23 protein-coding genes are annotated in these 24,256 nt (G+C 69.4%); 11 read left to right on the top strand and 12 right to left on the bottom strand.

The window, feature by feature from the left end; translation table 11 throughout:
- Positions 1–112 precede the first annotated feature (112 nt).
- Positions 113–1,666 carry a glycosyltransferase family 87 protein gene (locus tag IE274_RS27340; protein WP_190118553.1) on the top strand — a complete coding sequence of 518 codons (1,554 nt, stop codon included), beginning with the start codon at positions 113–115 and terminating at the stop codon, positions 1,664–1,666.
- Between the two features lie 147 nt (positions 1,667–1,813).
- Here the strand turns inward: IE274_RS27340 and IE274_RS27345 are convergent, their stop codons facing one another.
- The 3 genes from IE274_RS27345 to IE274_RS27355 form a co-directional block, all read right to left on the bottom strand.
- On the bottom strand, positions 1,814–2,845 hold the full coding sequence (locus tag IE274_RS27345; RefSeq protein WP_190118554.1) for an alanine racemase: 1,032 nt from the start codon (positions 2,843–2,845) through the stop codon (positions 1,814–1,816).
- A gap of 77 nt (positions 2,846–2,922) precedes the next feature.
- A complete protein-coding gene (locus IE274_RS27350; RefSeq protein ID WP_190118555.1) occupies positions 2,923–4,044 on the bottom strand; it encodes a lipid II:glycine glycyltransferase FemX in 1,122 nt (373 codons plus the stop codon).
- 187 nt (positions 4,045–4,231) lie between these two features.
- Positions 4,232–4,543 (bottom strand): hypothetical protein, encoded by a 312-nt coding sequence (locus IE274_RS27355; protein WP_190118556.1) that lies wholly within the window; start codon positions 4,541–4,543, stop codon positions 4,232–4,234.
- Positions 4,544–4,808: 265 nt separating this feature from the next.
- Between IE274_RS27355 and rpsF the strand changes: the two genes are divergently transcribed.
- The 4 genes from rpsF to rplI all read left to right on the top strand — a co-directional run bounded on the left by rpsF (position 4,809) and on the right by rplI (position 6,600).
- Positions 4,809–5,099, top strand: coding sequence for a 30S ribosomal protein S6 (gene rpsF, locus IE274_RS27360; protein ID WP_016644628.1), 291 nt, complete (start codon positions 4,809–4,811; stop codon positions 5,097–5,099).
- Positions 5,100–5,202: 103 nt separating this feature from the next.
- Complete coding sequence (locus IE274_RS27365; protein WP_190118557.1) at positions 5,203–5,826, top strand: single-stranded DNA-binding protein; 624 nt, start codon at positions 5,203–5,205, stop codon at positions 5,824–5,826.
- Positions 5,827–5,898: 72 nt separating this feature from the next.
- Entirely contained in the window at positions 5,899–6,135 is a 237-nt protein-coding gene (rpsR, locus tag IE274_RS27370) for a 30S ribosomal protein S18 (RefSeq protein ID WP_006381652.1), read from the top strand.
- 18 nt (positions 6,136–6,153) lie between these two features.
- Positions 6,154–6,600 carry a 50S ribosomal protein L9 gene (gene rplI, locus IE274_RS27375; RefSeq protein ID WP_190118558.1) on the top strand — a complete coding sequence of 149 codons (447 nt, stop codon included), beginning with the start codon at positions 6,154–6,156 and terminating at the stop codon, positions 6,598–6,600.
- 138 nt (positions 6,601–6,738) lie between these two features.
- Here the strand turns inward: rplI and IE274_RS27380 are convergent, their stop codons facing one another.
- On the bottom strand, positions 6,739–8,076 hold the full coding sequence (locus IE274_RS27380) for an MATE family efflux transporter (RefSeq protein WP_190118559.1): 1,338 nt from the start codon (positions 8,074–8,076) through the stop codon (positions 6,739–6,741).
- A 460-nt stretch (positions 8,077–8,536) separates the two neighbouring features.
- On the opposite strand from IE274_RS27380, the gene dnaB reads away from it, so the two are divergent.
- The gene (gene dnaB / locus IE274_RS27385) at positions 8,537–10,009 is read left to right on the top strand and encodes a replicative DNA helicase (RefSeq protein ID WP_190118560.1); all 1,473 of its coding nucleotides are present in this window, start codon (positions 8,537–8,539) and stop codon (positions 10,007–10,009) included.
- A gap of 125 nt (positions 10,010–10,134) precedes the next feature.
- Here dnaB and IE274_RS27390 read toward each other — a convergent pair whose 3' ends face one another.
- On the bottom strand, positions 10,135–11,535 hold the full coding sequence (locus IE274_RS27390) for a phosphatase PAP2 family protein (protein ID WP_233102535.1): 1,401 nt from the start codon (positions 11,533–11,535) through the stop codon (positions 10,135–10,137).
- Positions 11,536–12,116: 581 nt separating this feature from the next.
- On the bottom strand, positions 12,117–13,247 hold the full coding sequence (locus IE274_RS27395) for an NAD(P)/FAD-dependent oxidoreductase (RefSeq protein ID WP_190118562.1): 1,131 nt from the start codon (positions 13,245–13,247) through the stop codon (positions 12,117–12,119).
- A 305-nt stretch (positions 13,248–13,552) separates the two neighbouring features.
- Here IE274_RS27395 and IE274_RS27400 point away from each other — a divergent pair, with 305 nt between their 5' ends.
- Positions 13,553–14,926, top strand: coding sequence for a serine hydrolase domain-containing protein (locus IE274_RS27400; protein ID WP_190118563.1), 1,374 nt, complete (start codon positions 13,553–13,555; stop codon positions 14,924–14,926).
- Positions 14,927–15,133: 207 nt separating this feature from the next.
- Here IE274_RS27400 and IE274_RS27405 read toward each other — a convergent pair whose 3' ends face one another.
- Complete coding sequence (locus IE274_RS27405; protein ID WP_190118564.1) at positions 15,134–15,586, bottom strand: GNAT family N-acetyltransferase; 453 nt, start codon at positions 15,584–15,586, stop codon at positions 15,134–15,136.
- A gap of 83 nt (positions 15,587–15,669) precedes the next feature.
- Complete coding sequence (locus IE274_RS27410; protein WP_190118565.1) at positions 15,670–16,128, bottom strand: MarR family winged helix-turn-helix transcriptional regulator; 459 nt, start codon at positions 16,126–16,128, stop codon at positions 15,670–15,672.
- 269 nt (positions 16,129–16,397) lie between these two features.
- Between IE274_RS27410 and IE274_RS27415 the strand changes: the two genes are divergently transcribed.
- Together IE274_RS27415 and IE274_RS27420 are read left to right on the top strand one after the other, a co-directional pair.
- Complete coding sequence (locus IE274_RS27415; protein WP_190118566.1) at positions 16,398–17,609, top strand: MFS transporter; 1,212 nt, start codon at positions 16,398–16,400, stop codon at positions 17,607–17,609.
- Positions 17,610–17,714: 105 nt separating this feature from the next.
- Complete coding sequence (locus IE274_RS27420) at positions 17,715–18,143, top strand: GlcG/HbpS family heme-binding protein (protein WP_190118567.1); 429 nt, start codon at positions 17,715–17,717, stop codon at positions 18,141–18,143.
- Positions 18,144–18,370: 227 nt separating this feature from the next.
- Here the strand turns inward: IE274_RS27420 and IE274_RS27425 are convergent, their stop codons facing one another.
- Together IE274_RS27425 and IE274_RS27430 are read right to left on the bottom strand one after the other, a co-directional pair.
- Positions 18,371–19,249: a GNAT family N-acetyltransferase gene (locus IE274_RS27425; protein WP_190118568.1), complete on the bottom strand. Its 879-nt coding sequence runs from the start codon at positions 19,247–19,249 to the stop codon at positions 18,371–18,373.
- 5 nt (positions 19,250–19,254) lie between these two features.
- Entirely contained in the window at positions 19,255–19,836 is a 582-nt protein-coding gene (locus IE274_RS27430) for a DUF2269 domain-containing protein (RefSeq protein WP_190118569.1), read from the bottom strand.
- A 76-nt stretch (positions 19,837–19,912) separates the two neighbouring features.
- Here IE274_RS27430 and IE274_RS27435 point away from each other — a divergent pair, with 76 nt between their 5' ends.
- Entirely contained in the window at positions 19,913–20,584 is a 672-nt protein-coding gene (locus tag IE274_RS27435; protein ID WP_190118570.1) for an HAD family hydrolase, read from the top strand.
- Between the two features lie 375 nt (positions 20,585–20,959).
- A complete protein-coding gene (locus IE274_RS27440; protein ID WP_190118571.1) occupies positions 20,960–22,633 on the top strand; it encodes a globin domain-containing protein in 1,674 nt (557 codons plus the stop codon).
- Between the two features lie 64 nt (positions 22,634–22,697).
- Here IE274_RS27440 and IE274_RS27445 read toward each other — a convergent pair whose 3' ends face one another.
- Complete coding sequence (locus IE274_RS27445; protein WP_190118572.1) at positions 22,698–23,180, bottom strand: NUDIX domain-containing protein; 483 nt, start codon at positions 23,178–23,180, stop codon at positions 22,698–22,700.
- Between the two features lie 58 nt (positions 23,181–23,238).
- Positions 23,239–24,144: a LysR family transcriptional regulator gene (locus IE274_RS27450; protein WP_190118573.1), complete on the bottom strand. Its 906-nt coding sequence runs from the start codon at positions 24,142–24,144 to the stop codon at positions 23,239–23,241.
- Positions 24,145–24,256: the final 112 nt, after the last annotated feature.

Here is a 24,256-nt window from a genome sequence, read left to right on the forward strand (position 1 = left end):
GCGCGCTGCCGCGAGGCCTTCGTGCCGCGAGGCCTGGGCCTTCAGCCGTCCGTCGGGGGTACGGAGAGTTCTTGGGCACGTACAGCGGGAGTTCTCAGAGCGGTACGGCAGGATGTGCGCCATGCCCAGCGCAGAGAAGATGCCCCCCACACGCGCGCATCAGTCAGTACCCGAGCAGGCGCCGCAGCCTGTGCTCCCCACGAAGCAGGACGAGGTCGCTGCGGCCGGCAGCGAGCTGATCGGCGGACCGATCGGCCGCAGAGCCCTGCTGGCGGCGACCTGGCTGACCCCGGTACGCGTCATCGCACTGGTCGCGATCGGCATGTTCGCACTCGGCATGGTGCAGAAGATGCCCTGCTACAACGGCGGCTGGTTCGTCGGTGCGAGCTCGCAGTACACGCATGCCTGCTACTCCGACATCCCCCACCTCTACCAGGGGCGCGGCTTCGCTGACGGGCTCGTGCCGTACTTCGACAAGCTGCCTGCCGACGTCGGCATGGAGTACCTCGAGTACCCGGTGCTGACCGGTCTGTTCATGCAGGTGGCCGCCTGGCTGACGCCGGGCAGCGGGACCATCCAGCACCAGGAGAAAATCTACTGGATGGTCAATGCCGGGATGCTGATGGTCTGCACGGTCGTCATCGCCGTCTGTGTGACCCGCATCCACCGGCGTCGCCCCTGGGACGCCCTGCTCGTCGCTCTGGCTCCTGCTTTCGCCCTCACGGCCACCATCAACTGGGACCTGTTCGCGGTCGCCCTGACGGCCATGGCGATGCTGATGTGGGCGCGCGGGCGGGCCGTGGCCGCGGGGATCCTCATCGGCCTCGCGGCGGCCGCCAAGCTCTATCCGGCGCTGCTGCTCGGGCCGCTGCTCGTGCTGTGCTGGCGAGCCGGGCGCTGGCGGGCCTTCTGGCTGACCGCGGGGAGCGCGGTGGGCGCCTGGCTCGCGGTGAACCTGCCGGTGATGATCAGCCACGACGCGGCGGGCTTCCACATCCGCGAGGGCTGGGCGAAGTTCTACACGTTCAGCCAGGAGCGCGGGGTCGACTTCGGGTCGTTCTGGCTGATCCTCTCCCAGCGCATGGACGACCCCCTGACCACGGACACGGTGAACAAGCTCGCGGCCGCGCTGATGGTGCTCTGCTGCCTGGGGGTGGCCGCCCTCGGCCTGACCGCGCCACGCCGTCCACGGCTGGCGCAGCTCGTCTTCCTGGTCGTCGCTGCCTTCATCCTCACCAACAAGGTCTACTCGCCGCAGTACGTCCTGTGGCTGATTCCGCTCGCCGCGCTGGCCCGCCCTCGCTGGCGTGACTTCCTCATCTGGCAGGCGTGTGAGGTCGCGTACTTCCTGGGGATCTGGGGATATCTCGCGTTCACGACGAGCGGGGACGCCCACAAGGGGCTGCCCACCGAGGGCTACCAACTGGCCATCGGGATCCATCTGTTGGGGACGCTGTACCTGTGCGCCGTGGTCGTGCGCGACATCCTCTTGCCGGAGCGGGACGTGGTGCGGCGGACCGGGGAGGACGACCCCTCCGGAGGGGTCCTCGACGGTGCTCCGGACGTCTTCGTGCTCGGTGCCGCGGCGCGTCCGCCGCGGCAGGCCGGGCAGGACGGGGCGGGCTCGTGCGTGAAGTGGGGGACGGCGGGTGACCGTTCGCCCTGAGCGAACAGGGCGAGCGATCGGCGCGGGCGGGCCACTGTGCCCGACCCGTTGAGCAAGCCGAAGGGCCGGTGCGCGGGTGGCGCGTACCGGCCCTTCGGCATGTGCCCTCGATGTGCTCGAGGGCCGAGACTTCCTTGGAGCGACGGCTCAGCGGTCGACGATCCGGTCGAACTGCGTGGTGGTGTGCCGCAGGTGGGCCACCAGTTCCTCGCCCACCTGCGGCTCCGGCGCGTCCGACGGCACGAAGAGCAGCGACACCTGCATGTGCGGAGGCTCGGCGAACCAGCGCTGCTTGTCGCCCCAGACGAACGGCGAGAGGTTGCGGTTGACGGTCGCGAGGCCCGCGCGGGCCACGCCCTTCGCCCGCGGCATCATGCCGTGCAGCGCCTTCGGGGCCTCCAGGCCGACGCCGTGCGACGTACCGCCCGCGACGACGACCAGCCAGCCGTCGGAGGCGACCTTCTGCTGGCGGTAGCCGAAACGGTCCCCCTTCACGACGCGGGTGACGTCCAGGATGGCGCCCCGGTACTCGGTCGCGTGGTGGTCGCCCAGCCAGAGCTGCGTGCCGATCCGCGCGCGGAAGCGGGTCTGCGGGAACTGCTGCTGGAGGCGGGCCAGTTCACCGGCCTTCAGGTGGCTGACGAACATCGTGTGCAGCGGCAGGCGGGCGGCACGCAGCCGGTCCATCCAGGCGATGACCTCCTCGACGGCGTCCGAGCCGTCGGTGCGGTCGAGCGGCAGATGGATCGCGAAGCCTTCGAGGCGTACGTCCTCGATGGCCGCGTGCAGCAGCGGCAGGTCCTGCTCGCTGACGCCGTGGCGCTTCATCGAGGACATGACCTCAATGACGACGCGGGCGCCCACGAGGCCGTGCACGCCGTCGATCGACGACACGGAGCGGATGACGCGGTCGGGCAGCGGCACAGGCTCTTCGCCCCGGCGGAACGGCGTCAGGACCAGCAGGTCGCCGCCGAACCAGTCCTTGATCCGGGCGGCCTCGTAGGTCGTGCCGACGGCGAGCACGTCCGAGCCGAATCGCGTGGCCTCCTCCGCGAGCCGCTCGTGACCGAAGCCGTAGCCGTTGCCCTTGCAGACCGGGACGATGCCCGGGAACTGCTCCAGCATGTGCTTCTGGTGTGCCCGCCAGCGCGCGGTGTCGACATAGAGCGTGAGCGCCATGGCTGGTCCCGGAACCTTTCTGATGTCTGCGGTGTAACAGAGGTATGGAAGGAAATGCGGACGGAAGCAGTGCGGGATCAGCGGCGCGACATGTAGATGTCGAGAGCCTTGTGCAGCAGCTTGTTCAGCGGGAAGTCCCACTCACCGACGTACTCCACGGCCTCGCCGCCGGTGCCGACCTTGAACTGGATCAGACCGAAGAGGTGGTCCGTCTCGTCGAGCGAGTCGGAGATGCCCCGCAGGTCGTAGACGGAGGCGCCGAGCGCGTAGGCGTCGCGCAGCATCCGCCACTGCATCGCGTTCGAGGGCCTGACCTCACGCCCGATGTTGTCGGACGCGCCGTAGGAGTACCAGACGTGGCCGCCCACGACGAGCATCGTCGCCGCCGACAGGTTCACGCCGTTGTGCCGCGCGAAGTACAGCCGCATGCGGTTGGGATCCTCGGTGTTGAGGGTCTGCCACATCTGCTGGAAGTAACCCAGCGGCCGCGGGCGGAACTTGTCGCGGATCGCGGTGATCTCGTAGAGGCGCTGCCATTCGGCGAGGTCCTGATAGCCGCCCTGGACGACCTCGACGCCGGCCTTCTCGGCCTTCTTGATGTTGCGGCGCCAGAGCTGGTTGAAGTTCTTGAGGACGTCCTCAAGGGCACGGTTGGCCAGCGGCACCTGGAACACATAGCGGGGCTGTACGTCACCGAAGCCGGCGCCGCCGTCCTCGCCCTGCTGCCAGCCCATGCGGCGGAGCTTGTCCGAGACCTCGAAAGCGCGCGGCTCGATGGTCGTCGCCTCGACGTCGCGCAGCCGCTTCACGTCCGGGTTCTGGATGCCGGACTTGATCGCGGGGGCGTCCCAGCGGCGGATGACGACCGGCGGGCCCATCTTCACGGAGAAGGCGCCCTGCTTCTTCAGGTGCGCCAGCATCGGCTGGAGCCACTCGTCCAGGTTCGGGGCGTACCAGTTGATGACCGGACCCTCGGGCAGATACGCGAGATAGCGCTTGACCTTGGGCAACTGGCGGTAGAGGACGAGGCCCACGCCGACCAGCTGGCCGGTCCTGTCGTCGAACCAGCCGAGGTTCTCCGAGCGCCATTCACTCTTCACGTCTGCCCATGCGGGGACCTGGCAATGACTCGCCGACGGCAGGCTCTGGATGTACGCCAGATGCTGCTCTCGGCTGATGGTCCTCAGGGTCAGGCTCATTCGCGGCGCTCCTCGGGCTGGTGTGTCCCCATGGGTACAGGGGCTCCGGCTCTCGCGCCGAAGCCTACTGCGCCCTGCGAGCGCCCCGTCTGGGCGTATGGAACCTTTGTCCCCGGCCGTGCTCCGACCAGGGACGGTGCGGGTCCGTCAGCGGCAGGCCCGCTGTCTGTTTACCGGAGTTCGCCGGTCACCAAAGGCCGCCGAAGAGTCCGCCGTGTGCCATGCCCAGGAAGAAGCCGACCGCCGAGGCGCCGAGCCCGACGATCAGGAAGAAGCGCTCGCGGGTCGTCACCGAGATGAACTGCCCGTAGGCCCCCGTGAAGATCCCGACCAGGCCGGTCCAGGAACTCAGCAGGTGCAGGTTGTGGAACATCGCGGTCACGAAGGCGATGGCCCCGAGCGCCAGGGTCACGCCGAGCAGCGTGTCCTGGAGCGGATGGGGCTTGCCGTCGGTGGCGAAGAGGGAGCCGGCGGTGTTGGGTCGCATTGCTTGTGCCATGGAGGCACCTCCTGCGGAAGGCGGCGCATCGTAGCGCCATACACACCCGATGTGTACAGATTCTGCCCGCCCACCGTCGGATTTCAACCGGAAGGCAAGGTGCAGGTAGTCTGTACCGTCTGCACCGGTGTCTGCCCAGGCCACAGCATGAGCCCCCGTCCGCGGGGGCCGATTGTCAGTGGCGGCCGATACCGTTGCGTACGCATCACGACCCTCCTGCCACGGAACGACCGTGGCCGCTGAGTCCAAAGGAGGTGGGTTCCACATGCGTCACTACGAGGTGATGGTCATCCTCGACCCCGATCTCGAGGAGCGCGCTGTCTCCCCGCTGATCGAGAACTTCCTTTCCGTCGTCCGTGAGGGCAACGGAAAGGTTGAGAAGGTCGACACCTGGGGCCGTCGTCGTCTCTCGTACGAGATCAAGAAGAAGCCCGAGGGCATCTACTCGGTCATCGACCTGCAGGCCGAGCCTGCGGTCGTCAAGGAGCTCGACCGCCAGATGAACCTGAACGAGTCGGTCCTCCGGACCAAGGTCCTCCGCCCCGAGATGCACTGAGCCTCTGGCTCAGACCCGTTGAGCCCCTGGGCTCGACGGAACTCGGGATCCGAGTAGCAGCAGTAAAAGCAGCCAGCAGCAAACCCGCCGAGAGGTTCCCCCAATGGCAGGCGAGACCGTCATCACGGTCGTCGGCAATCTTGTCGACGACCCCGAGCTGCGCTTCACCCCGTCCGGTGCGGCGGTCGCGAAGTTCCGTGTCGCGTCCACCCCCCGCACCTTCGACCGGCAGACCAATGAGTGGAAGGACGGCGAGAGCCTGTTCCTGACCTGCTCGGTCTGGCGTCAGGCGGCGGAGAACGTCGCCGAGTCGCTCCAGCGAGGCATGCGCGTCATCGTGCAGGGCCGGCTGAAGCAGCGGTCCTACGAGGACCGTGAGGGCATCAAGCGCACGGTCTACGAGCTGGACGTCGAGGAAGTCGGCGCCAGCCTCAAGAACGCCACGGCCAAGGTCACCAAGACCACCGGTCGCGGCGGCCAGGGCGGATACGGCGGCGGCGGTGGCGGCGGCCAGCAGGGCGGCGGCGGTGGCGGCTGGGGCGGAAGCTCCGGCGGCGGTCAGCAGCAGGGTGGCGGCGGTGCTCCCGCCGACGACCCCTGGGCGACCGGTGCGCCTGCCGGCGGCGGCCAGCAGGGCGGCGGCGGTGGCGGCTGGGGCGGAAGCTCCGGCGGCTCCGGCGGCTCCGGCGGCTCCGGCGGCGGCTACTCGGACGAGCCCCCCTTCTAAGCCTTAGGCCGTAGGCCTCAGGGCGAGAAGGCGGGTCGTACCCACACTTCTTGATCACACAGGAGAAACACCATGGCGAAGCCGCCTGTGCGCAAGCCTAAGAAGAAGGTCTGCGCTTTCTGCAAGGACAAGGTCCAGTACGTGGACTACAAGGACACGAACATGCTGCGGAAGTTCATTTCCGACCGCGGCAAGATCCGTGCCCGCCGCGTGACCGGCAACTGCACGCAGCACCAGCGTGACGTCGCCACGGCCGTGAAGAACAGCCGTGAGATGGCGCTGCTGCCCTACACGTCCACCGCGCGATAAGGGAAGGGTGACCGAAACATGAAGATCATCCTCACCCACGAGGTCTCCGGCCTCGGTGCCGCCGGCGAGGTCGTAGACGTCAAGGACGGCTACGCCCGCAACTACCTGATCCCGCGGAAGTTCGCTATCCGCTGGACCAAGGGTGGCGAGAAGGACGTCGAGCAGATCCGTCGCGCTCGCAAGATCCACGAGATCGCGACCATCGAGCAGGCCAACGAGATCAAGGCCAAGCTCGAGGCCGTCAAGGTCCGCCTGGCCGTTCGCTCCGGCGACGCCGGTCGTCTCTTCGGCTCCGTCACCCCGGCTGACGTCGCTTCGGCGATCGAGGCTGCTGGTGGCCCGAAGATCGACAAGCGGCGTGTCGAGCTGGGCGCGCCGATCAAGACCCTGGGCGCCCACGCGACGTCCGTGCGTCTGCACCCCGAGGTGGCCGCGAAGGTCAGCGTCGAGGTCGTCTCTGCCTGAGCTTCGTGCTCGCAGGACTGAGTGAAGGGGCCGCACCTCCGGGTGCGGCCCCTTTGCCGTGCCGGTTCGTATGTGGTGCCTCCGGCTGGGGGCGTGCGGTGTTTCACGTGAAACACCGTCGTGGAGGCCGGGAGAGGTTCAGCGCGTGGCGCCCGTGACGACCCACCTGCCCGAGCGGGAGCGCAGCCACAGGGTCAGCGCACGCACGGTCATCATGAGCGTCATCGCGACCCACAGGGTGGTCAGCCCGCCGCCGAGGCTGGGGACGAGGAGTGCCACCGGGGCGAAGACCGCGAGCGTGACCAGCATGGCCCAGGCGAGGTACGGCCCGTCCCCCGCGCCCATCAGGACCCCGTCGAGGACGTAGACGATGCCGCAGATGGGCTGGGCGAGCGCTATCACGATGAGGGCGGGCAGGGCCGCGTCCTGGACGGCGGCGTCGCCGGAGAACAGCGGAACGAACACAGGTCGGGCCGCGACGACCAGCAGGCCGAGGGCGGCGCCCGAGACGAGGCCCCACTGGACCATGCGGCGGCAGACGTCGCGAGCGCCTTGTGGATCGTCGGCGCCCAGGTGCCGGGCGATGATGGCTTGCCCGGCTATCGCGATGGCGTCTAGGGCGAAGGAGAGCAGGCTCCACAGCGACAGGACGATCTGGTGGGCCGCCACATCGGCGTCGCCGAGACGGGCGGCCACGGCTGTCGCGATCAGCGCGATGGCGCGCAGTGCGAGCGTGCGGGCCAGGAGTGGGACTCCGGCCTGGGCGCAGGCTCTTATGCCGGCCGCGTCGGGGCGGAGGGAGGCACCGTGCTGCTTGGCGCCGCGCACGACCACGTACAGGTAGATGGCCGCCATGCCGCACTGGGCCAGCACGGTGCCCCAGGCGGAACCAGCGATGCCGAAGCCGAAGCCGTAGACGAGGAGCACGTTCAAGGCACCGTTGGCGATGAAGCCGCCGCCGGCGACGTACAGCGGTGTCTTGGTGTCCTGCAGGCCGCGCAGCACGCCGGTGGCGGCGAGCACGACGAGCATCGCGGGTATGCCGAGGATGGATATGCGCAGGTAGGTGACCGCGTACGGGGCGGCCGAGTCGGAGGCGCCGAAGAGATCGACCAGCGCGGGGGCGGTCGGCAGGGCGACGGCGATGACGGCGGCGCCGAGGAGCAGGGCGAGCCAGATGCCGTCCATGCCCTGGCGGATCGCGGCCTGCAGGTCCCCGGCGCCGACGCGGCGGGCGACAGCGGCCGTGGTGGCGTACGCGAGGAAGACGAAGATGCTCACGGCTGTTGTCAGGAGCGCGGAGGCGATGCCGAGACCGGCGAGTTGCGCGGTGCCGAGATGGCCGACGATGGCGCTGTCGGCCATCAGGAAGAGGGGCTCGGCCACGAGTGCGCCGAAGGCGGGGACGGCGAGGGCGACGATCTCTCGATCGTGCTGTCGCCGGGCGGCCTTGGGTGCCGCGGGAGCCTGTGTCATGAGCACCAATCTAATCTTCCACAGGTAAGAGATGCAATCACCTTAAGACCCTTACTTAGGTCGGGTGTGCGCATCGGGCGGGGTGCTGTTCGTCAAGATCTTGGGCCGACTGGGGAAGTTTTTCTTCTGCACAGCCGGTGGACGATAAAGATGCAGGTCAGGGTGGGTGTGGAAAAGGTCCTGAGGGCTTGTTCACAGGGCTGTCCACCGGACCGTGCACAGGTTTTGTGGGGTTCTCCACAGCATCGCGCCCGTCATCCACACCACCTGTGGATAACCAGATTGGCTGACGGTGCCCGCGGGCCTACCGTGGACCGGCGCCCGCCTCGTCCTGCCATCGCGGAAACCCCGCAAATCCGACGCGTCAGAACCGGAGTTGGGCCCCCTTATTTGTCAGTGTCGTGCCGTAGGAAAGAGAGGCACGGCGAGGTCCGCGTGGCGGACGGGAGGAGGTGGCCCGGTGAGTATTTCCGAGCCCTTGGACGACCCGTGGGCCGACAGCGGTCCGGGGGACCGTCTGCCCGTCTCCCGCCCGCGCCGCGACGGCGGACGCGGCCAGGAGCAGCACGAGCGGGGCAGGGAGGGCGGCTGGGACAGCGGCGGCACGTCCTTCGAGCGCGTTCCCCCGCAGGACCTCGACGCGGAGCAGTCCGTGCTCGGCGGCATGCTGCTGTCGAAGGACGCCATCGCGGACGTCGTCGAGGTGATCAAGGGCCACGACTTCTACCGCCCGGCGCACGAGACGATCTTCATCGCGATCCTCGACCTCTACGCCAAGGGCGAGCCCGCCGACCCCATCACGGTCGCCGCCGAGCTCACCAAGCGCGGTGAGATCACCAAGGTCGGCGGCGCCTCGTATCTCCACTCGCTCGTCCAGACGGTCCCGACGGCGGCGAACGCCGAGTACTACGCGGAGATCGTCCACGAGCGCGCGGTCCTGCGCCGCCTGGTCGAGGCCGGCACGCGCATCACGCAGATGGGATACGCGGCCGACGGCGACGTCGACGAGATCGTCAACAGCGCCCAGGCCGAGATCTACGCCGTCACCGAGCAGCGCACCAGCGAGGACTATCTGCCGCTCGGCGACATCATGGAGGGCGCGCTCGACGAGATCGAGGCGATCGGGTCCCGCAGCGGCGAGATGACCGGTGTGCCGACGGGCTTCACCGACTTCGACTCGCTCACCAACGGCCTGCACCCCGGCCAGATGGTCGTCATCGCGGCCCGTCCCGCCATGGGTAAGTCCACGCTGGCCCTGGACTTCGCGCGGGCCGCGTCCATCAAGCACAACCTGCCGAGCGTCATCTTCTCCCTGGAAATGGGACGCAACGAGATCGCGATGCGCTTGCTGTCCGCGGAGGCGCGGGTGGCGCTGCACCACATGCGTTCCGGCACGATGACGGACGAGGACTGGACCCGGCTCGCCCGCCGGATGCCCGAGGTGTCAGCGGCTCCGCTCTACATCGACGACTCCCCGAACCTGTCGATGATGGAGATCCGAGCCAAGTGCCGCCGCCTCAAGCAGCGCGCCGACATCAAGCTCGTGATCATCGACTATCTGCAGCTCATGCAGTCCGGCGGCTCGAAGCGCGCCGAGAGCCGACAGCAGGAAGTCTCGGACATGTCGCGAAACCTGAAGCTCCTCGCCAAGGAGCTGGAGGTTCCGGTCATCGCCCTCTCGCAGCTGAACCGTGGCCCCGAGCAGCGCACCGACAAGAAGCCCCAGGTCTCCGACCTGCGTGAATCCGGCTCCATCGAGCAGGACGCGGACATGGTGATCCTGCTGCACCGCGAGGACGCGTACGAGAAGGAGTCGCCTCGCGCGGGCGAGGCCGACATCATCGTGGGCAAGCACCGTAACGGCCCGACGGCGACCATCACGGTGGCGTTCCAGGGGCACTACTCGCGCTTTGTGGACATGGCGCAGACGTAGGACCGGTTCCGCAGCCGTAGGAACGGGGCCTGCGGAGGCAGGGGCGGGTCTCGCAGTGGCTCGTCCCGTGGCACCTTCCGCCCCCTGCGGCCTTCAGGGGGCGGAAGGTGCCAGCCGGAGGTGGCTCAAACGAGTTCGGGTTGGGATTCTGGTTCGCGCTGCCGTACCAGTGCGGCTTTCGGTTCCCACATTCTCGTGGTGCGTACGTAGCCGTAGATCACTGAGCTCATTGCCAGAATGAGCAGTGGTCCGAACAGCCACGGGTGCCTGGCCATTTCCATCGGCAGAAAGCGGTACGACAGCAAGAGCGCGGCGAATACCGTTGCGCCGTAAGCGGTGAACCGGATTCCTGACCGGTCCCAGCCACGGTCGAGCGTGCGCAGACCCGCTTCGACAGTGAGGGTGAACACCACACCGGCGACGATATCCACGCCGTAGTGGTAGCCGAATCCCAGCGTGGCGCCGAGCGTGGCGATCAGCCAGAACGCGCCTGCGAATCGCAGAATTCGAGGCCCCTTGCGGGAGTGAATGAAGATCGCCGTGGCCCACGCCGTGTGCAGGCTCGGCATGCAGTTGCGCGGGGTGACCTCGTCGAATGGGATCGCCTGCGGGGTATTGATCGACGGCGGGGTGTCCGGCCACAGGTTGGCCACCGCCCAGTGCGCGGTGGGCGGCGTGCTGGGCCACAGGTCGGGCTCGGTCCAGTGCTCGCTTCCGGTGCCGTAGGCAAAGATCGGCCCGACCACCGGGAAGATCATGTAGATGGCCGGCCCGAGCAGGCCGATGACCAGAAACGTGCGCACCAGGTGATGACGCGGGAAGCGGCGTTCCACGGACACGCGTCGCAGCTGGTACAGAGCGACGACGACCGCGGCCACCGCAAGCTGAACGTAGACGAAGTCGAGAAGACGGATGCCGTTCGGACCGGTGGTCGCGACCAGTCTTCCGACCACCCACGACGGGTTGCCCAGCGCGTGATCGGCGGTTGCCACGTACTGGTCGAGCACCGTCGGGCGGGTCTTCGCCGTGATCAGCAGCCAGGCATCGCCGGTCTTGCGGCCGGCCACGAGCAGCAGGCCGAGGCCGACGCCCTTCAGCAGCAGGGCACGTTCCCGGCCGGTGCGGCGCACGACAGCGATGACCGCGCAGCCCAGCATCACCCACAACGCGCCGTTGCCGAACGTCATCTTGGAGTCGACTGCCCAGCGCCCCAAGAAGAAGGGGATGTCGATGCAGACCGCGGCGCCAAGAGCGATGAACCGTTGCCGCCAGGTGAGCACCACCATCATCAACGCCATACCGGCGTACAACAGCGGTCCCGACGCGGGAGCGAAAATCACCTCTTGTGCCTGATTGGTGATCGGTCCAGGCAGGCCGTAGTGACGCGCGGCGATCTCCAGTGCGATGAGGAACCCTAGGGTCACCACACCCGCCACGGTCCAGAGAACCGCCCGCGGTTGACGCCACGCGGTGAAATTAATTCTGCTGCTTATTCGCGAAAACACCCGCGTTGAGAGAGATATCAATTGTTTGGCCGATTTGTTAGGTGCTAGTTAAACAAGTGACTCTTCGTGCTGGCTGGAGTGGCTTTCCGTGATGGGTGGCGATGAGGGCAGTCATCGTGAGTCGGATCATGCTATCGGAGCGGGGAGGGTAGGTTTCGCTGGTCACGGATGGTGCCAAGGCCAGTCGATCCTGTGCTCGATGATCCGCGTTCCAGGAGAGATCACGAAACTCTCGACGCCCCGCGGGCGCCGAGAGCAACGCAGGTTACTCAGTGGCTCGAAAGTGTGTGCTCAGCCGTTGGGGGGACAGGCTCTCGGGGCCGGACGCGTGGTCTCGCTGAGCTGGGCGACTCGGCCTGCTATCCCGCAGATGCCCTGCGGGAGCACCCGGACGGCCGGGGGCCAGCCTTCGAGCCGGGGGACATGGTCGCGCGCCGCCCCCGTACGCGGCGTTTCGAGCTGGTGACCGGCCGCACCGTGCACGAGAGCGACCCGACCGGCTTCGCCGCCGCGGTGCGGAGCCTTCTCGACGGGCTGGGAGCGGTCTGGACGTGCGGGGGCGTGCGACGGGGTGTGTTGTGGAGCCTTCCTAGGGCAGCGGGTTACGCGGACTCGCTGCCGCGTGGTGTCAGCTTCACCAAGGCCGGGTGCCGCTGGGCCGCCAGGGCGCCACGGACGATGAACTCCTTGTACAGGGCGGCGAAGCGGCCCGTGAGGACCAGTTCGCGCGGGCTGTCGTCGGCGCGTACGTACTGCACGAGGGCGTCCCGTCGGCCCAGGCTGATGCACTGGTTGACGTAGCGGAAGCGCAGGGTGCGCGGGGTGCGTCCGGCGAGACGGTCGGTCACCGTGCGGGCCACGTGGGCGGCCGCCGGGAGACCCGTCGCGCAGGCCATCCGCAGCTCCTGGCCGTCCTGGCGTTGCGCCGCGGCCGCGTCGCCGATCGCGTACACGTCCGGGTGCGAGACGGAGCGCAAGGTCCGGTCGACCACCATCCGACCGTGCTCGTCCACCGCGAACCCCGCGGTGCGTGCCACGTCCGGGACCCGGAAACCCGTCGTCCACACCACCGTGTCCGCGGGCAGGTGCCGACCATCGCTGAGCTGGACCCCGTCCGCGCGCACCTCGGCGACGCGTGCCTGCTCCTGGACCTCCACGCCGAGCCGGGCGAACACCCGGCGCAGATGCTGCCGTCCGCGTTCCGACAGGGCCGCGCCCAGCGCCCCGCCGGTCACCAGGCGCACCTTCAACTCCGGCCGCGACTCGGCCAGTTCCGACGCCGCCTCGATACCGGTCAGGCCGCCGCCGACGACGGTGACGCAGCCCCCCTCGTCCAGCTTCGCCCGCAGCCGCGTGGCGTCGTCCCGGCCCGCGAGCGGGTACGCGTGCTGCGCGGCACCCGGCACGGCGTCCTCGTCCGCGCTGCTGCCCAGGGCGTAGACCAAGGTGTCGTAGGGGATGGGTGCGCCGTCGGTGAGCCCGACCTCGTGGCGGTCGGGGTCGATCGACACGACCCGGTCGACGACGAACTCCACGGGTGCTCCCGCGAGCAGCTCGGCGATGGACCGCTCCCGCACCCGCTGGCCGACGGCGACCTGGTGCATCCGTACCCGCTCGGCGAACCGGTCGGCGGCGTTCACCAGGGTCACCCGCGTCGACGGGTCCTTGGCGATCATCTTGGCCGCGACCACTCCCGCATAGCCAGCACCCAGCACGACGATGTGCGCTGCCATCACGTTCTCCTTCCAACGGTGGGTGGCGTCAAAGGGGTGACCAGATGGAGGGGGCGGTTCGTGACAGTGCAGGCCGGGACGGTGATCACGTGAGGGTGAGGGCGATGGGCACAGGACGGTGAGGTCGGCGGTCAGATGAGGGTGAGGGGGGCGGTCACGCGAGGGCGAAGGCGGCAGTCGCGGGGCGGATCAGGACGGCGGCCACGCGCGGCGAGAGGTGTTTCACGTGAAACATGTCCCGCCAGGTCAGGAGCCGACACCGGAATTGACTCGACGCGCGCCACCCACCCGTATGGACTGGCCCCATGACTCATGAAGAGCTGCTTCCCAGCACCCGCCGATCCCTGACCCACCGCATCGCCACGGCCCAGGCAGAAGGGCGAGCCCCTTCGCTGGTCGCCGCGGTCGTCCGCGACGGCGAGCTGGCGTGGACCGGGGCCCGCTCCTGCGTGGCGGGGCACGCGCCGGACGAGAACGTGCAGTACCGCATTGGATCGATCACCAAGACGTTCACCGCGGTCCTCGTGATGCGCCTGCGTGATGAGGGTGTGCTCGACCTCTCGGACCCCTTGGAGAAGCATCTGCCGGGCACCGGCGCGGGCGAGGTGACGATCGGGGAACTCCTCGCGCACACGGGAGGGTTGGGGGCGGAGACGCCGGGTGTCTGGTGGGAACGCAGCTCGGCCTCGCTGCGCCCCGAGCTGAGCGACGTACTCGGCGGGCGGCCCTTCAAGCACCCCGTGGGGCGGCGGCACCACTACTCCAACCCCGGTTACACGCTGCTCGGTTCGCTGATCGAGGCGCTGCGTGGCGAGCCGTGGGAGGACGTGCTGCGGCGTGAGGTCCTGGAGCCGCTCGGCCTGAGCCGCACCAGCGGCCACCCGCAGGCCCCGCACGCCGGTGGCTGGGCGGTGCACCCTTGGGCGGACGTCATGCTGCCCGAGCCCACCGAGGACCTGGGGTTGATGGCACCGGCCGGACAGCTGTGGTCCACCACGGCCGACCTGGCGCGGTTCGCCGTCTTCCTGATGGAGGGCGACGACCGGGTGCTCGGCGTGGATTCGGTCCGCGAGATGAAGACTCCGTCGGCGCCCGCGGAGGCTGGGGAGTGGGAGCGGACGTACGGGCTGGGAGTGGATCTGGTCGGCGGGAAGGGATACACGCTGGCCGGTCACACGGGCTCGCTTCCCGGGTTCGTCGCGTCGCTGTGGACGAGCGAGAAGGACGGGGTGGGGGCGGTGGTCCTTGCCAACTGCACGTCCGGGCTGCCGGTGGCCGTCGTGGCCGCGGAACTCGTACAGATCGTGGCGGAGGCCGAGCCGCGCATTCCCGAGCCGTGGCGGCCGCTGCCGGAGGTCGATCCAGCCGTGCTGGAGCTGGCGGGGCCCTGGTACTGGGGGACCGGCGTGTACGTGCTGCGCCTTGCGGCCGAGGGCGCGGTCGAGGTGGGGCCGCTGGCGGGCGCGGGGCGCGGTTCGCGGTTTCGGCCCAACGGGGACGGGACGTGGACGGGGCTCGACGGCTACTTCGCGGGTGAGCGCCTTGAGGCCGTCCGGGGGGCGGACGGCTCGGTGAGCCACCTCGACCTCGCGTCGTTCGTCTTCACGCGTGAGCCGTACGAGGCGGGGGCGCCGGTGCCGGGCGGGGTGGACCCGGAGGGCTGGCGCGGGCTCGCGTAAGCCGTCGCACAGGGCGTCACGCAAGTCGTTGCGCCGAGCTGTTGGGCGAGCCGTCGGACGACTGTGGCGGCCTTGGAGCGGCCACGAGGTGCTGAGGTGTCCTGCTTCGCCATGTTTCACGTGAAACAGGCCACCCCGGCACTCGGCACTCGGCACTCGGTACCCGGCACTCGGTATCCGGCGTCAGGGCCCGTGCCGCCCACGCGGTCAGAGCTGGAGCTTGAAGCCCACATGCGAGGCCGTGAAGCCCAGGCGCTCGTAGAAGCGGTGCGCGTCGGTGCGCTTGACGTCCGAGGTCAGCTGCACCAGCTGGCAGCCCTGTCGCCGGGACTCGTCGACGGCCCACTCGATGAAGCGGGTGCCGAGCCCGCTGCCCCGTTCGTCGGCGTGCACGCGGACGGCTTCGATGATCGAACGGACCGCGCCCTTGCGGGAGAGGCCCGGCACGATGGTCAGCTGCAGCGTGCCCACCACGCGGCCTTCGCGCACGGCGACGACCAGGTTCTGGTTCGGGTCCTCGGCGAGCCGCTCGAACGCCGGCAGGTACGGCGTCATGTCGTCCGGGGACTCGCGCTCGGCGCCCAAGGGGTCGTCGGCGAGCATCGCGACGATCGCGGGGATGTCGTCGGGCACGGCGGGTCGTATCTCAAGATCTCCCATGGCCGCAGCCTATGCGGCAGACCGCAGACCGCAGACCGCAGACCGCAGACCGGGAGGACGGGCGGACCTAGACGGGTGCGGACTTAGGCAGGCGTGCGGACCGCCTCGACCGCCTGGACCAGCGGTGCCAGCTCGGGGTTCTTGGCGGCCTCGTCCAGGGCCTCACGCAGTGCCGCGTCATTGGTGGGCCGGGCCTCGCCGAGGAGCGCGGCGCCGCTCTCGCTGACGTCCGTGTAGATGCCGCGCCGGTCGGTGGGGCACAGGTAACGCGACAGCAGTCCGCGCTCCTCGAGGCGGGTGACCAGCCGGGTGGTGGCGCTCTGGCTGAGGACGACGGCGTCGGCGACCTGCTTCATCTGTAGATGGCCGCCCTCGCCTTCGTGCTGGCGGTTCAGGACGTCGAGCAGGCTGTACTCCCGCACGCTCAGGCCGTGCTTGGCCTGCAGGGCCCGCTCGACATGGGTCTCGATCTTCCCGTGGAGCAGGGAGAGAGCGCACCAGCCCTGGGCGAGGGCGGTGAGTGCGGGGTCTGTCGCTGTCATGACTGTTCCTCCGTCTTCCTGCGTCCCGGACGCCTTCGTGCGGCTCGGACGGTTCCCGTGGCGGGTGACTTCTCGTGTCCTCAAGCCGTCGCTGCTCGCGCCCCTGAGCGGTCGGTGCTCGCGTCCCCGAGCGGTCGCTGTCCGCGTCCTTGAGCGGTTGCGTCCAGGATAGTCCACCGACGCAATATCCCGCGCTTGCAATTAACCCGCGCATGCAACTATTGTGGACGCACGTTAAGCGCCCTTGCAACCGTCTGGAAGGTAGTTCCATGCCTCTCGCGCTCCTGGCCCTCGCGATCGGGGCCTTCGGAATCGGCACCACGGAATTCGTGATCATGGGATTGCTTCCCGAGGTCGCGGGTGACTTCGACGTCTCCATCCCCACCGCCGGTCTGCTCGTCACCGGCTACGCCCTCGGCGTTGTCGCCGGAGCACCCCTGATGACCGTCCTCGGTCAGCGGATCACCCGCAAGCGGATGCTGATGCTCCTGATGGGGCTCTTCATCGCGGGCAATCTGCTCTCCGCCGTCGCCCCCAGCTTCGGCGTGATGCTCGCCGGACGCGTCGTCGCCTCCCTCGCCCATGGCGCCTTCTTCGGGATCGGTTCGGTCGTCGCGGCCGAACTCGTCGCCCCCGAGAAGAAGGCAGGCGCCATCGCCATGATGTTCACGGGTCTGACCGTGGCCAACGTGGTCGGTGTGCCGCTCGGTACGTTCGTCGGCCAGGTCGTCGGCTGGCGCGTCACCTTCGTCATCGTCGCCGGGCTGGGCGTGCTCGGCCTCGCCGGTATCGCCAAGCTCGTTCCGGACCTCCCCAAGCCCGAAGGCGTACGGCTCCGTGACGAGGTGGGCGCCTTCCGCAACGTACAGGTGCTCCTTGCCATGGCGATGACCGTCCTCGGCTTCGGCGGTGTCTTCGCGGCCATCACCTACATCACGCCGATGATGACGAACGTCGCGGGCTACTCGGACTCCTCCGTGACCTGGCTCCTGGTCCTCTTCGGCCTCGGCATGGTCGGCGGCAACCTGATCGGCGGCCGGTTCGCGGACCGCGCCCTGATGCCGATGCTGTACGTCTCGCTCGGCGCCCTCTCCGTCGTGCTCGCCCTGTTCACGCTCACCGCGCACAACAAGGTCGCCGCAGCCGTCTCCGTCGCGCTGATCGGTGCCTTCGGCTTCGCCACCGTGCCGCCGCTGCAGAAGCGGGTCCTCGACCAGGCCGCCGCCGCGCCGACGCTCGCCTCGGCCGCCAACATCGGCGCCTTCAACCTGGGCAACGCCCTCGCGGCCTGGCTCGGCGGCCTCGTGATCTCCGCCGGCTTCGGCTACACGGCGCCGAACTGGGTGGGCGCCGCGCTGGCCGCCTCCGCCCTCGGCCTGGCCATCCTCTCGGCCGCCCTGGAGCGCCGGTCCACCTCCCCCGGCAAGGTCGTCACCGGAGCCGTGACCGTGGCCGAGGCCCCGGTGCCCGTCCACCACTGACCACATCCCGCACGATCCCCCGATCCGGTCCCCCGGGATCCCGCACCCCGCGCCAGATCCCGCACCCCGCACACCCCCCGGCAGAACCACCAAGGAGAACTCCTCATGACCACCACCCCCACCACCGCGGTCGCCCCCCTGACCACCAGCGACGCGGAGGTCCTCGTGGCCGCCGCCCGCCGCGCCGCCGAGGCCGCAGACGTCACGGTGAGCATCACCGTCCTCGACGCCGGTGGCCACCTCCTGGCCTTCCGGCGCGACGACCGGGCCGTCCTGATCTCCGGCGAGACCAGCACCCGCAAGGCGTTCACCGCCCTCCAGCTCAACGCTCCGACCGCCGACCTCGTCGACGCGGTGCAGCCCGGCGCGCCGTTCCACACCCTGCCGACCGCCCTCGACCGGCCGTTGCTGTTCATCGCGGGCGGCGTGCCCGTCCACCGTGACGGCCGCCTCATCGGCGCGATCGGTGTCGGTGGCGGCGCCCCCGAGCAGGACCACGAGTTCGCGACGGCGGCCGTGAAGACCCTCGCGTAGCGCGGCTGCGGCGGCGGTTTCCCGGGCGTCCGGCCACTCCCGGCGTCCCCCGCCGTACTCCTGCGGTAGTACGGCCTCGTAGCGGGCTCGTCAGCGGACCGCGGGCCCGGGCAGGCCGCACAGAAGGCGACCATGAAGCCCGCGACAAAGCCCGCCCTCAAGTGCCGGAAACACCAAGGCACTTGAGGGCGAGCTTCGACGTGCTCGCTCGCGGCGACCCGGGGCTGTCAGCCCGCGGCGACCGTCAGCGGGGCGAACCGGCGCGTCCAGTCACCGGGCAGCTCCGGGACGCCGTGCGTCATCACGGCGTTGAAGGCGACGGACTCGAGGCCGCGGACCTTGACCCAGGTGAGCAGTTCCTCGTGGCGTACGTCGATGTCGGTGCGTAGCGGCCGGTCGGTGTGGGCTCCGAGGGACGCGATGAGGGCCTTCGCCGTCTCCGTGTCCCGGGCGATCAGCGGGCCGACGACGTGGGTTTCCATGTTCGGCCATGCGCCTGCGTAGCCGATGATCTCGCCGTCGGCCTCCGCGACCCTCAGCTGGTCGGTGAACGCCGGGAGACGGGTCAGTACGTGGGTGCGGTCGAGGCCGAAGACCTCTGTGTCGAGCCTGACGAGGGTGGGCAGGTCCTCCGCGGTCGCCGCCCGGGTGGTGACGCCCGGAGCCTGCGCGTCCGAGGTGGCGGGTGTGAAGCGGCCGACGACCATCTCGGCGCGGCCGGTCGTCTTGAAGCCGAGCTGTTCGTAGAGGAGACGGCCGTTCGGCGTTGCGTGCAGGGTGAGTGGTGTGGTGCCGGCGGACTCGATGACGCTGCGCATCAGATGGCGGCCGATGCCCTTGCGGGCATGGCGCTCGGCGACCAGCACCATGCCGATCGCCGAGAGGGAGGGGTTCTCCAGGGGTCCGTACTGGGTGACGACGCAGGCGGCGAGCAGGCCGGGGCGGTCGGGGTCGTCGATGCCGTAGCCCGTTCCGGCCGAGAGCAGCAGGCCCCATTTGTGTTCCTCGCGGGGCCAGCCACGGTCCTCGGACAGATCGGCGCAGGCCGTGAGGTCACGGGGAGTCAGCCTGCGGATGGGCAGTGCGGAGAGGGTAGGTGTCGACACGCGGGTCAGGCTGTCTGACGCATGACCTCGGCGTCCACCTTTTTGTGGGTAGAAGCACGCTGCTTTTGGCCAAGTTGTTTCTGGTCAGTCCGGTGTGTGGCGCGCAGGCGCCGACCGCGCCGGGTCAGGCCCCAGGGCTTGAGGACCGAGATGACCGTCATGAACAGATATGCGCTCATCGAGACGATGGGTCCGGCGATGAGGTCGGTCGAGCTGGCCAACTGCTCTCCGGCGGTCACGGTCGCGACCGCGTCGTTGACGCCCGGCCGCAGTGCGAAGGTCGACGCGGTGACGGTGGCCAGGGTCAGCCAGAACTTCGTATAGACCCAGCGGTGCTGAGCGAGCCCCCAGGGCGTGCCCAGGGAGAGCAGCACACCGCTCAGCAGCGTGAGGAAGGCCAGTGGGAGCACCAGCCAGTCGGTGAAGACCTTCATCGCGCGGACGGAGGCCTCGATGGTCGGGGCGGAATCGGTGGTGATCGCGGCCGCGGCGAGCGCGACGAGGCCGAGCGTGAGCCCGAGCCAGCCGGCGGAGGCGGCGACGTGGACGACGAGGGTGGCCCGGCGTGCGGGGCGGCGTAGTTTCACGTGAAACACGGTGCCGGGAGAAGCGAGCCGAGGCGTCTGACAGCGGGAGTAACCGCGGGTACTAGCCTCGGCGTACATGGCACGCCTACACCTCTTCGATTTGGACGGCACGCTGCTGTACGGCACCGCCGCACCCGTGGAGATCTCCCGTCAGCTCGGCCTGGAGCGGGAGATCGCGGAGCTGGAGCGGGACTTCGTCGCGGGGCACATCGACTCCCCGCAGTACGCGGTGCGGGTGCACGCGCTGTGGGCGGACCTCACCGACGCCGATGTGACGGCGGCCTTCGAGGGGGCGCCGTGGCTGGGCAGCATCCAGGACACCTGGGCCGAGATCCGTGCGAACGGCGACTATTGCGCCGTTGTCTCGCTGTCTCCGTCGTTCTTCGTGGAGCGGCTGCTGGGGTGGGGCGCCCATGCCGCGTTCGGCTCGCGATTCCCGGCCGTGCCGTTCACCGAGCCCGTGAATCCCGAAGGCATCCTCGACCCGGCGGCCAAGGTGAAGATCGCGAACCGGCTCTGTGAAGAGTTCGGGGTGAGCCCGGCCGATTGCGTTGCCTACGGAGACTCACTGTCCGACCTGGACCTGTTCACCGCGATGCCCGTTTCGGTCGCGGTCAACGCGGATCCGCGGCTGATCGACCTGGCCACACACACGTATGTCGGACGCGATTTGTGGAAGGCGTACGAATTGGTGCGCAGGCCGGTAATCGAGGCAATTGATGGGGGTGGACCCTTGAATTCCGAGTGAAGGAAGGGTACTTGTGCGCTGAGCGGCGGCCGGTATGGTCGACTCCGGTTCAGGCCAGGGGCGGAGAACGGTTCGAGCCAGGGGCGTGGGAGGCGCAACCGAGGGGGCGCGGACGCAGATCAACAAAGCTTAACGGGGCAAAGAGATCGAGAACCCGTACTTCCGGCTTTGTGCTCCGCAGAATGGATGCGGCTGCGATGCTGCGGATGAGCTGACTGCGGCCAATGTCACATTCTCTCCCTACTTGTCCGTAACTCTTGGGGCGCCAGGGTTCAATGTGATCGACATGGGCTGGCGAGGCAGAGCGAGGGAAGCACGCACGTTCCGCTGAGGAAGTGCACGACCGACCGAGAGATGTTCGAGGCGAGGCACAGCATGGACGCTCCGACCACCACGTCGGCGGGCAACGGCACTTCCGGGGACAACGGCGGTTCTGGCGGCTGGTTCACGCCCCGCAGATCGCCAAGGCCTCAGGAGGGCGCGGAGGCGCCTCCGGCGGCGGAGCAGGACGGGGCAGCGCCCGAACCCGAGGACGGGCCCAGGGAGGCGCCGTCCGGGCGGCGGGTGTCGGCGATACGGCCCCTCGGCAGACCGGCTGTCTCCGGCGGCACGGAGGCCGGTGCGGGGCGAATATCCGCCACGATGCCCCAGTCGCAGGTGAGTTACGCGGACGAGGACGTCGCGCACGCGGTGGCCGAGGAGGACGTGGACGTCACGCACACGGTCGCAGCGGCCGACGCGGACGCCGAGGCCGACCTGATGCCGGATGCCGAGACCCCGCCGACGCCGGAGGCTCCAGCCGCCAGCACCCACGCCGAAGAGGCCGTCGACGCCCACGGACATGTCACCGCCGCCGTCGAGACACACGCCCACGCGCCCGCCGCCGTCGCCCACGCAGGCACCCCCGCCCCCGCCGAACCCACCCCCCACCAGCCCGACGCCTCCCCCGACGCCGTCCTCGTGCAGCGCACAATGGCCGAGATCGCACCCGTCTCCGACAAGGTCACCTCGTACTTCTACGCGCTCCTGTTCACCCGCCACCCGGACCTGCGCGTCCTGTTCCCGGCCGCGATGGACACCCAGCGCGACCGGCTGCTCAAGGCGCTGCTGACCGCCGCGGAGAACATCGACCACACCGACGTACTCGTCACGTATCTGCGCAATCTCGGCCGCGGACACCGCAAGTACGGCACGCAGCCCGAGCACTACCCAGCCGTCGGGGAGTGTCTGATCGGCGCGCTGAGCCGGTACGCGAGCGCCAGCTGGGACGAGGAGACCGAGGCCGCCTGGGTCCGGGCGTACACGACGATCTCCCAGGTCATGATCGACGCGGCGGCCGAGGACGAACTGCGGGCGCCCGCCTGGTGGTACGCGGAGGTCGTCTCGCACGACCTCAGGACGCCTGACATCGCTGTCATCACCGCCCGCCCCGACCAGCCGTACCCCTTCCTCGCGGGCCAGTACACGAGCCTGGAAACCCCCTGGTGGCCGCGCATATGGCGGCACTACTCCTTCGCGTCGGCGCCCCGTTCCGACGGACTGCTCTCGTTCCATGTGAAGGCGGTCCCGGCGGGCTGGGTCTCCAACGCCCTGGTACACCGCGCCCGCCCCGGCGACGTGGTCCGGCTCGGCCCGCCCGCCGGTTCGATGACCGTGGACCACTCGACCGACAGCGGGCTGCTGTGTCTGGGCGGAGGGACCGGCATAGCGCCCATCAAGGCGCTCGTGGAGGACGTCGCCGAGCACGGCAGGCGGCGGCCGGTCGAGGTCTTCTACGGCGCGCGCACCGACCACGACCTGTACGACATCGACACGATGCTGCGCCTCCAGCAGACCCACCCGTGGCTGGCCGTCCGCCCGATCGTCGACAACCGGGCCCAACTGCCCGACGCGGTGCGTGAGTACGGCCCCTGGAACGAGTACGACGCCTATCTCTCGGGTCCGCCCGGGATGATCCGCAGCGGCGTGGACGCGCTGCGGGACGTGGGCATACCGGCGGGCCGCATCCGGCACGACTCGGTGGAGGAACTGGTCGCGGCCGCCGACTGACCCGCGCGGATCAGTCGGCCGTCAGCCCAGGCCGGGTGCGAGCCCAGCCCGGCCGGACGTGCGCTCAGCCCAGGTCGGGCGCGTGCATCGCCCGTACGCCCTCGATGTTCCCGTCCAGATAGTGCCGCAGCGACAGCGGCACCAGATGGACCGAGGCGATCCCGACGCGGGTGAACGGCACCCGCACGATCTCGTACTCACCGGCGGGCTCGTCGATCTCGGGGCCGTGCCGCTGGGTCAGGTCCATGGACTCCAGGCGGCAGACGAAGAAGTGCTGCACCTTCACGCCGGTCGCGCCGCCGTCCTCGCCGATGTGCTCGACGGTGTCCACGAAGCAGGGCACCACATCGAGGATCTTGGCGCCCAGTTCCTCGTGCACTTCCCGGTGGAGCGCGTCGATGACGGTCGCGTCCTCCTCCTCGACACCGCCGCCCGGGGTGAGCCAGTACGGATCCACGCCGGGCTTGGTCCGCTTGATGAGGATCAGGTCGTCCCCGTCGAGGAGGACGGCACGTGCGGTGCGCTTGACCACGGGTCGGACGGTCATGGGAGAAATGTGGCCCGGACTGTTCCACGTGAAACATCGCGACCCGGCCGGACCGTCCTCACATCCACTTGGCGGCAGCACGCAGCAGCCATTCGTGCGCCCGCGCGATGTGCGGCATGGCGAGTGTGCCGGTGCGTACGACGAGGAAGTACGTCCGCAGGGGCGGCACCGCCGGCTCCAGCAGCGCCACCACCTCTCCTGACTTCAGGGCGGCGGTGCACAGGTAGCGCGGCAGGACGGCGAGCCCGGCGCCCGTGGTCACACAGGCGAGCACCGCCCGCAGATCCGGCACGATGACGGTGCCCGAAGCGGCGGGGCGGGAGTCGAAGACGGCGGCCCAGTAGCGCGAGACGAGCGGCAGCGACTCGTGCACCTCGACCACCGGCAGGTTCTCCACCATGCTCGCGCCCTTGCGGCGCAGCTTGCCGGGGCCGATCCGGGCGGCCCAGCGCGGCGCGGCGACCAGGACGTGCTCCTCGTCGCACAGGGGCGTCGCGGTGAGCAGCGCGCCGCGCGGGCGGGCCGTGGTGATCGCGAGGTCGTGATGCCCGGCGGCGAGCCCTTCCAGGACCTCCTCCGCGTTGCCGAACGAGGCGCGCAGCGCCAGGCCGTGGCCGTCGTCGCCGGTCAGCGCGGTGAGAGCGGGCAGGGCGCGTTCGGCGGTGAACTCCGGTGGCCCGGCGAGGTGGAGCGTGCGGACCGACGAGTCCTTGTCGAGCCCGGCCTCGGCGATCTCCACGAGCGCGTCGAGGTGCGGGGCGGCCTTGTGAGCGAGTTCTTCGCCCGTGGTCGTGGGGGTCACGCCGCGGGCCTGGCGCAGGAAGAGCGGTCGGCCCACCTGCCGCTCCAGCGTGCGGATCTGTGAGGTCACGGCGGGCTGGGAGAGACCGAGGAGAGCCGCCGCCCGCGTGAAGGACCCCGCCCGGTGCACGGTCACGAAAGTCCGCAGCAGGGCCAGATCCATGTCGCCACCTACTCCTTCAGCTCCCCCTGTCGGCCCCCGGCGCCCGCCAACTATAAATTTGTCGATAGGTTGCTGTCGCTACTGTGATTGGACACTGACACAGAGTCAACTA

It is taken from the genome of Streptomyces flavofungini, assembly GCF_014650815.1.
GTDB lineage: Bacteria > Actinomycetota > Actinomycetes > Streptomycetales > Streptomycetaceae > Streptomyces > Streptomyces flavofungini.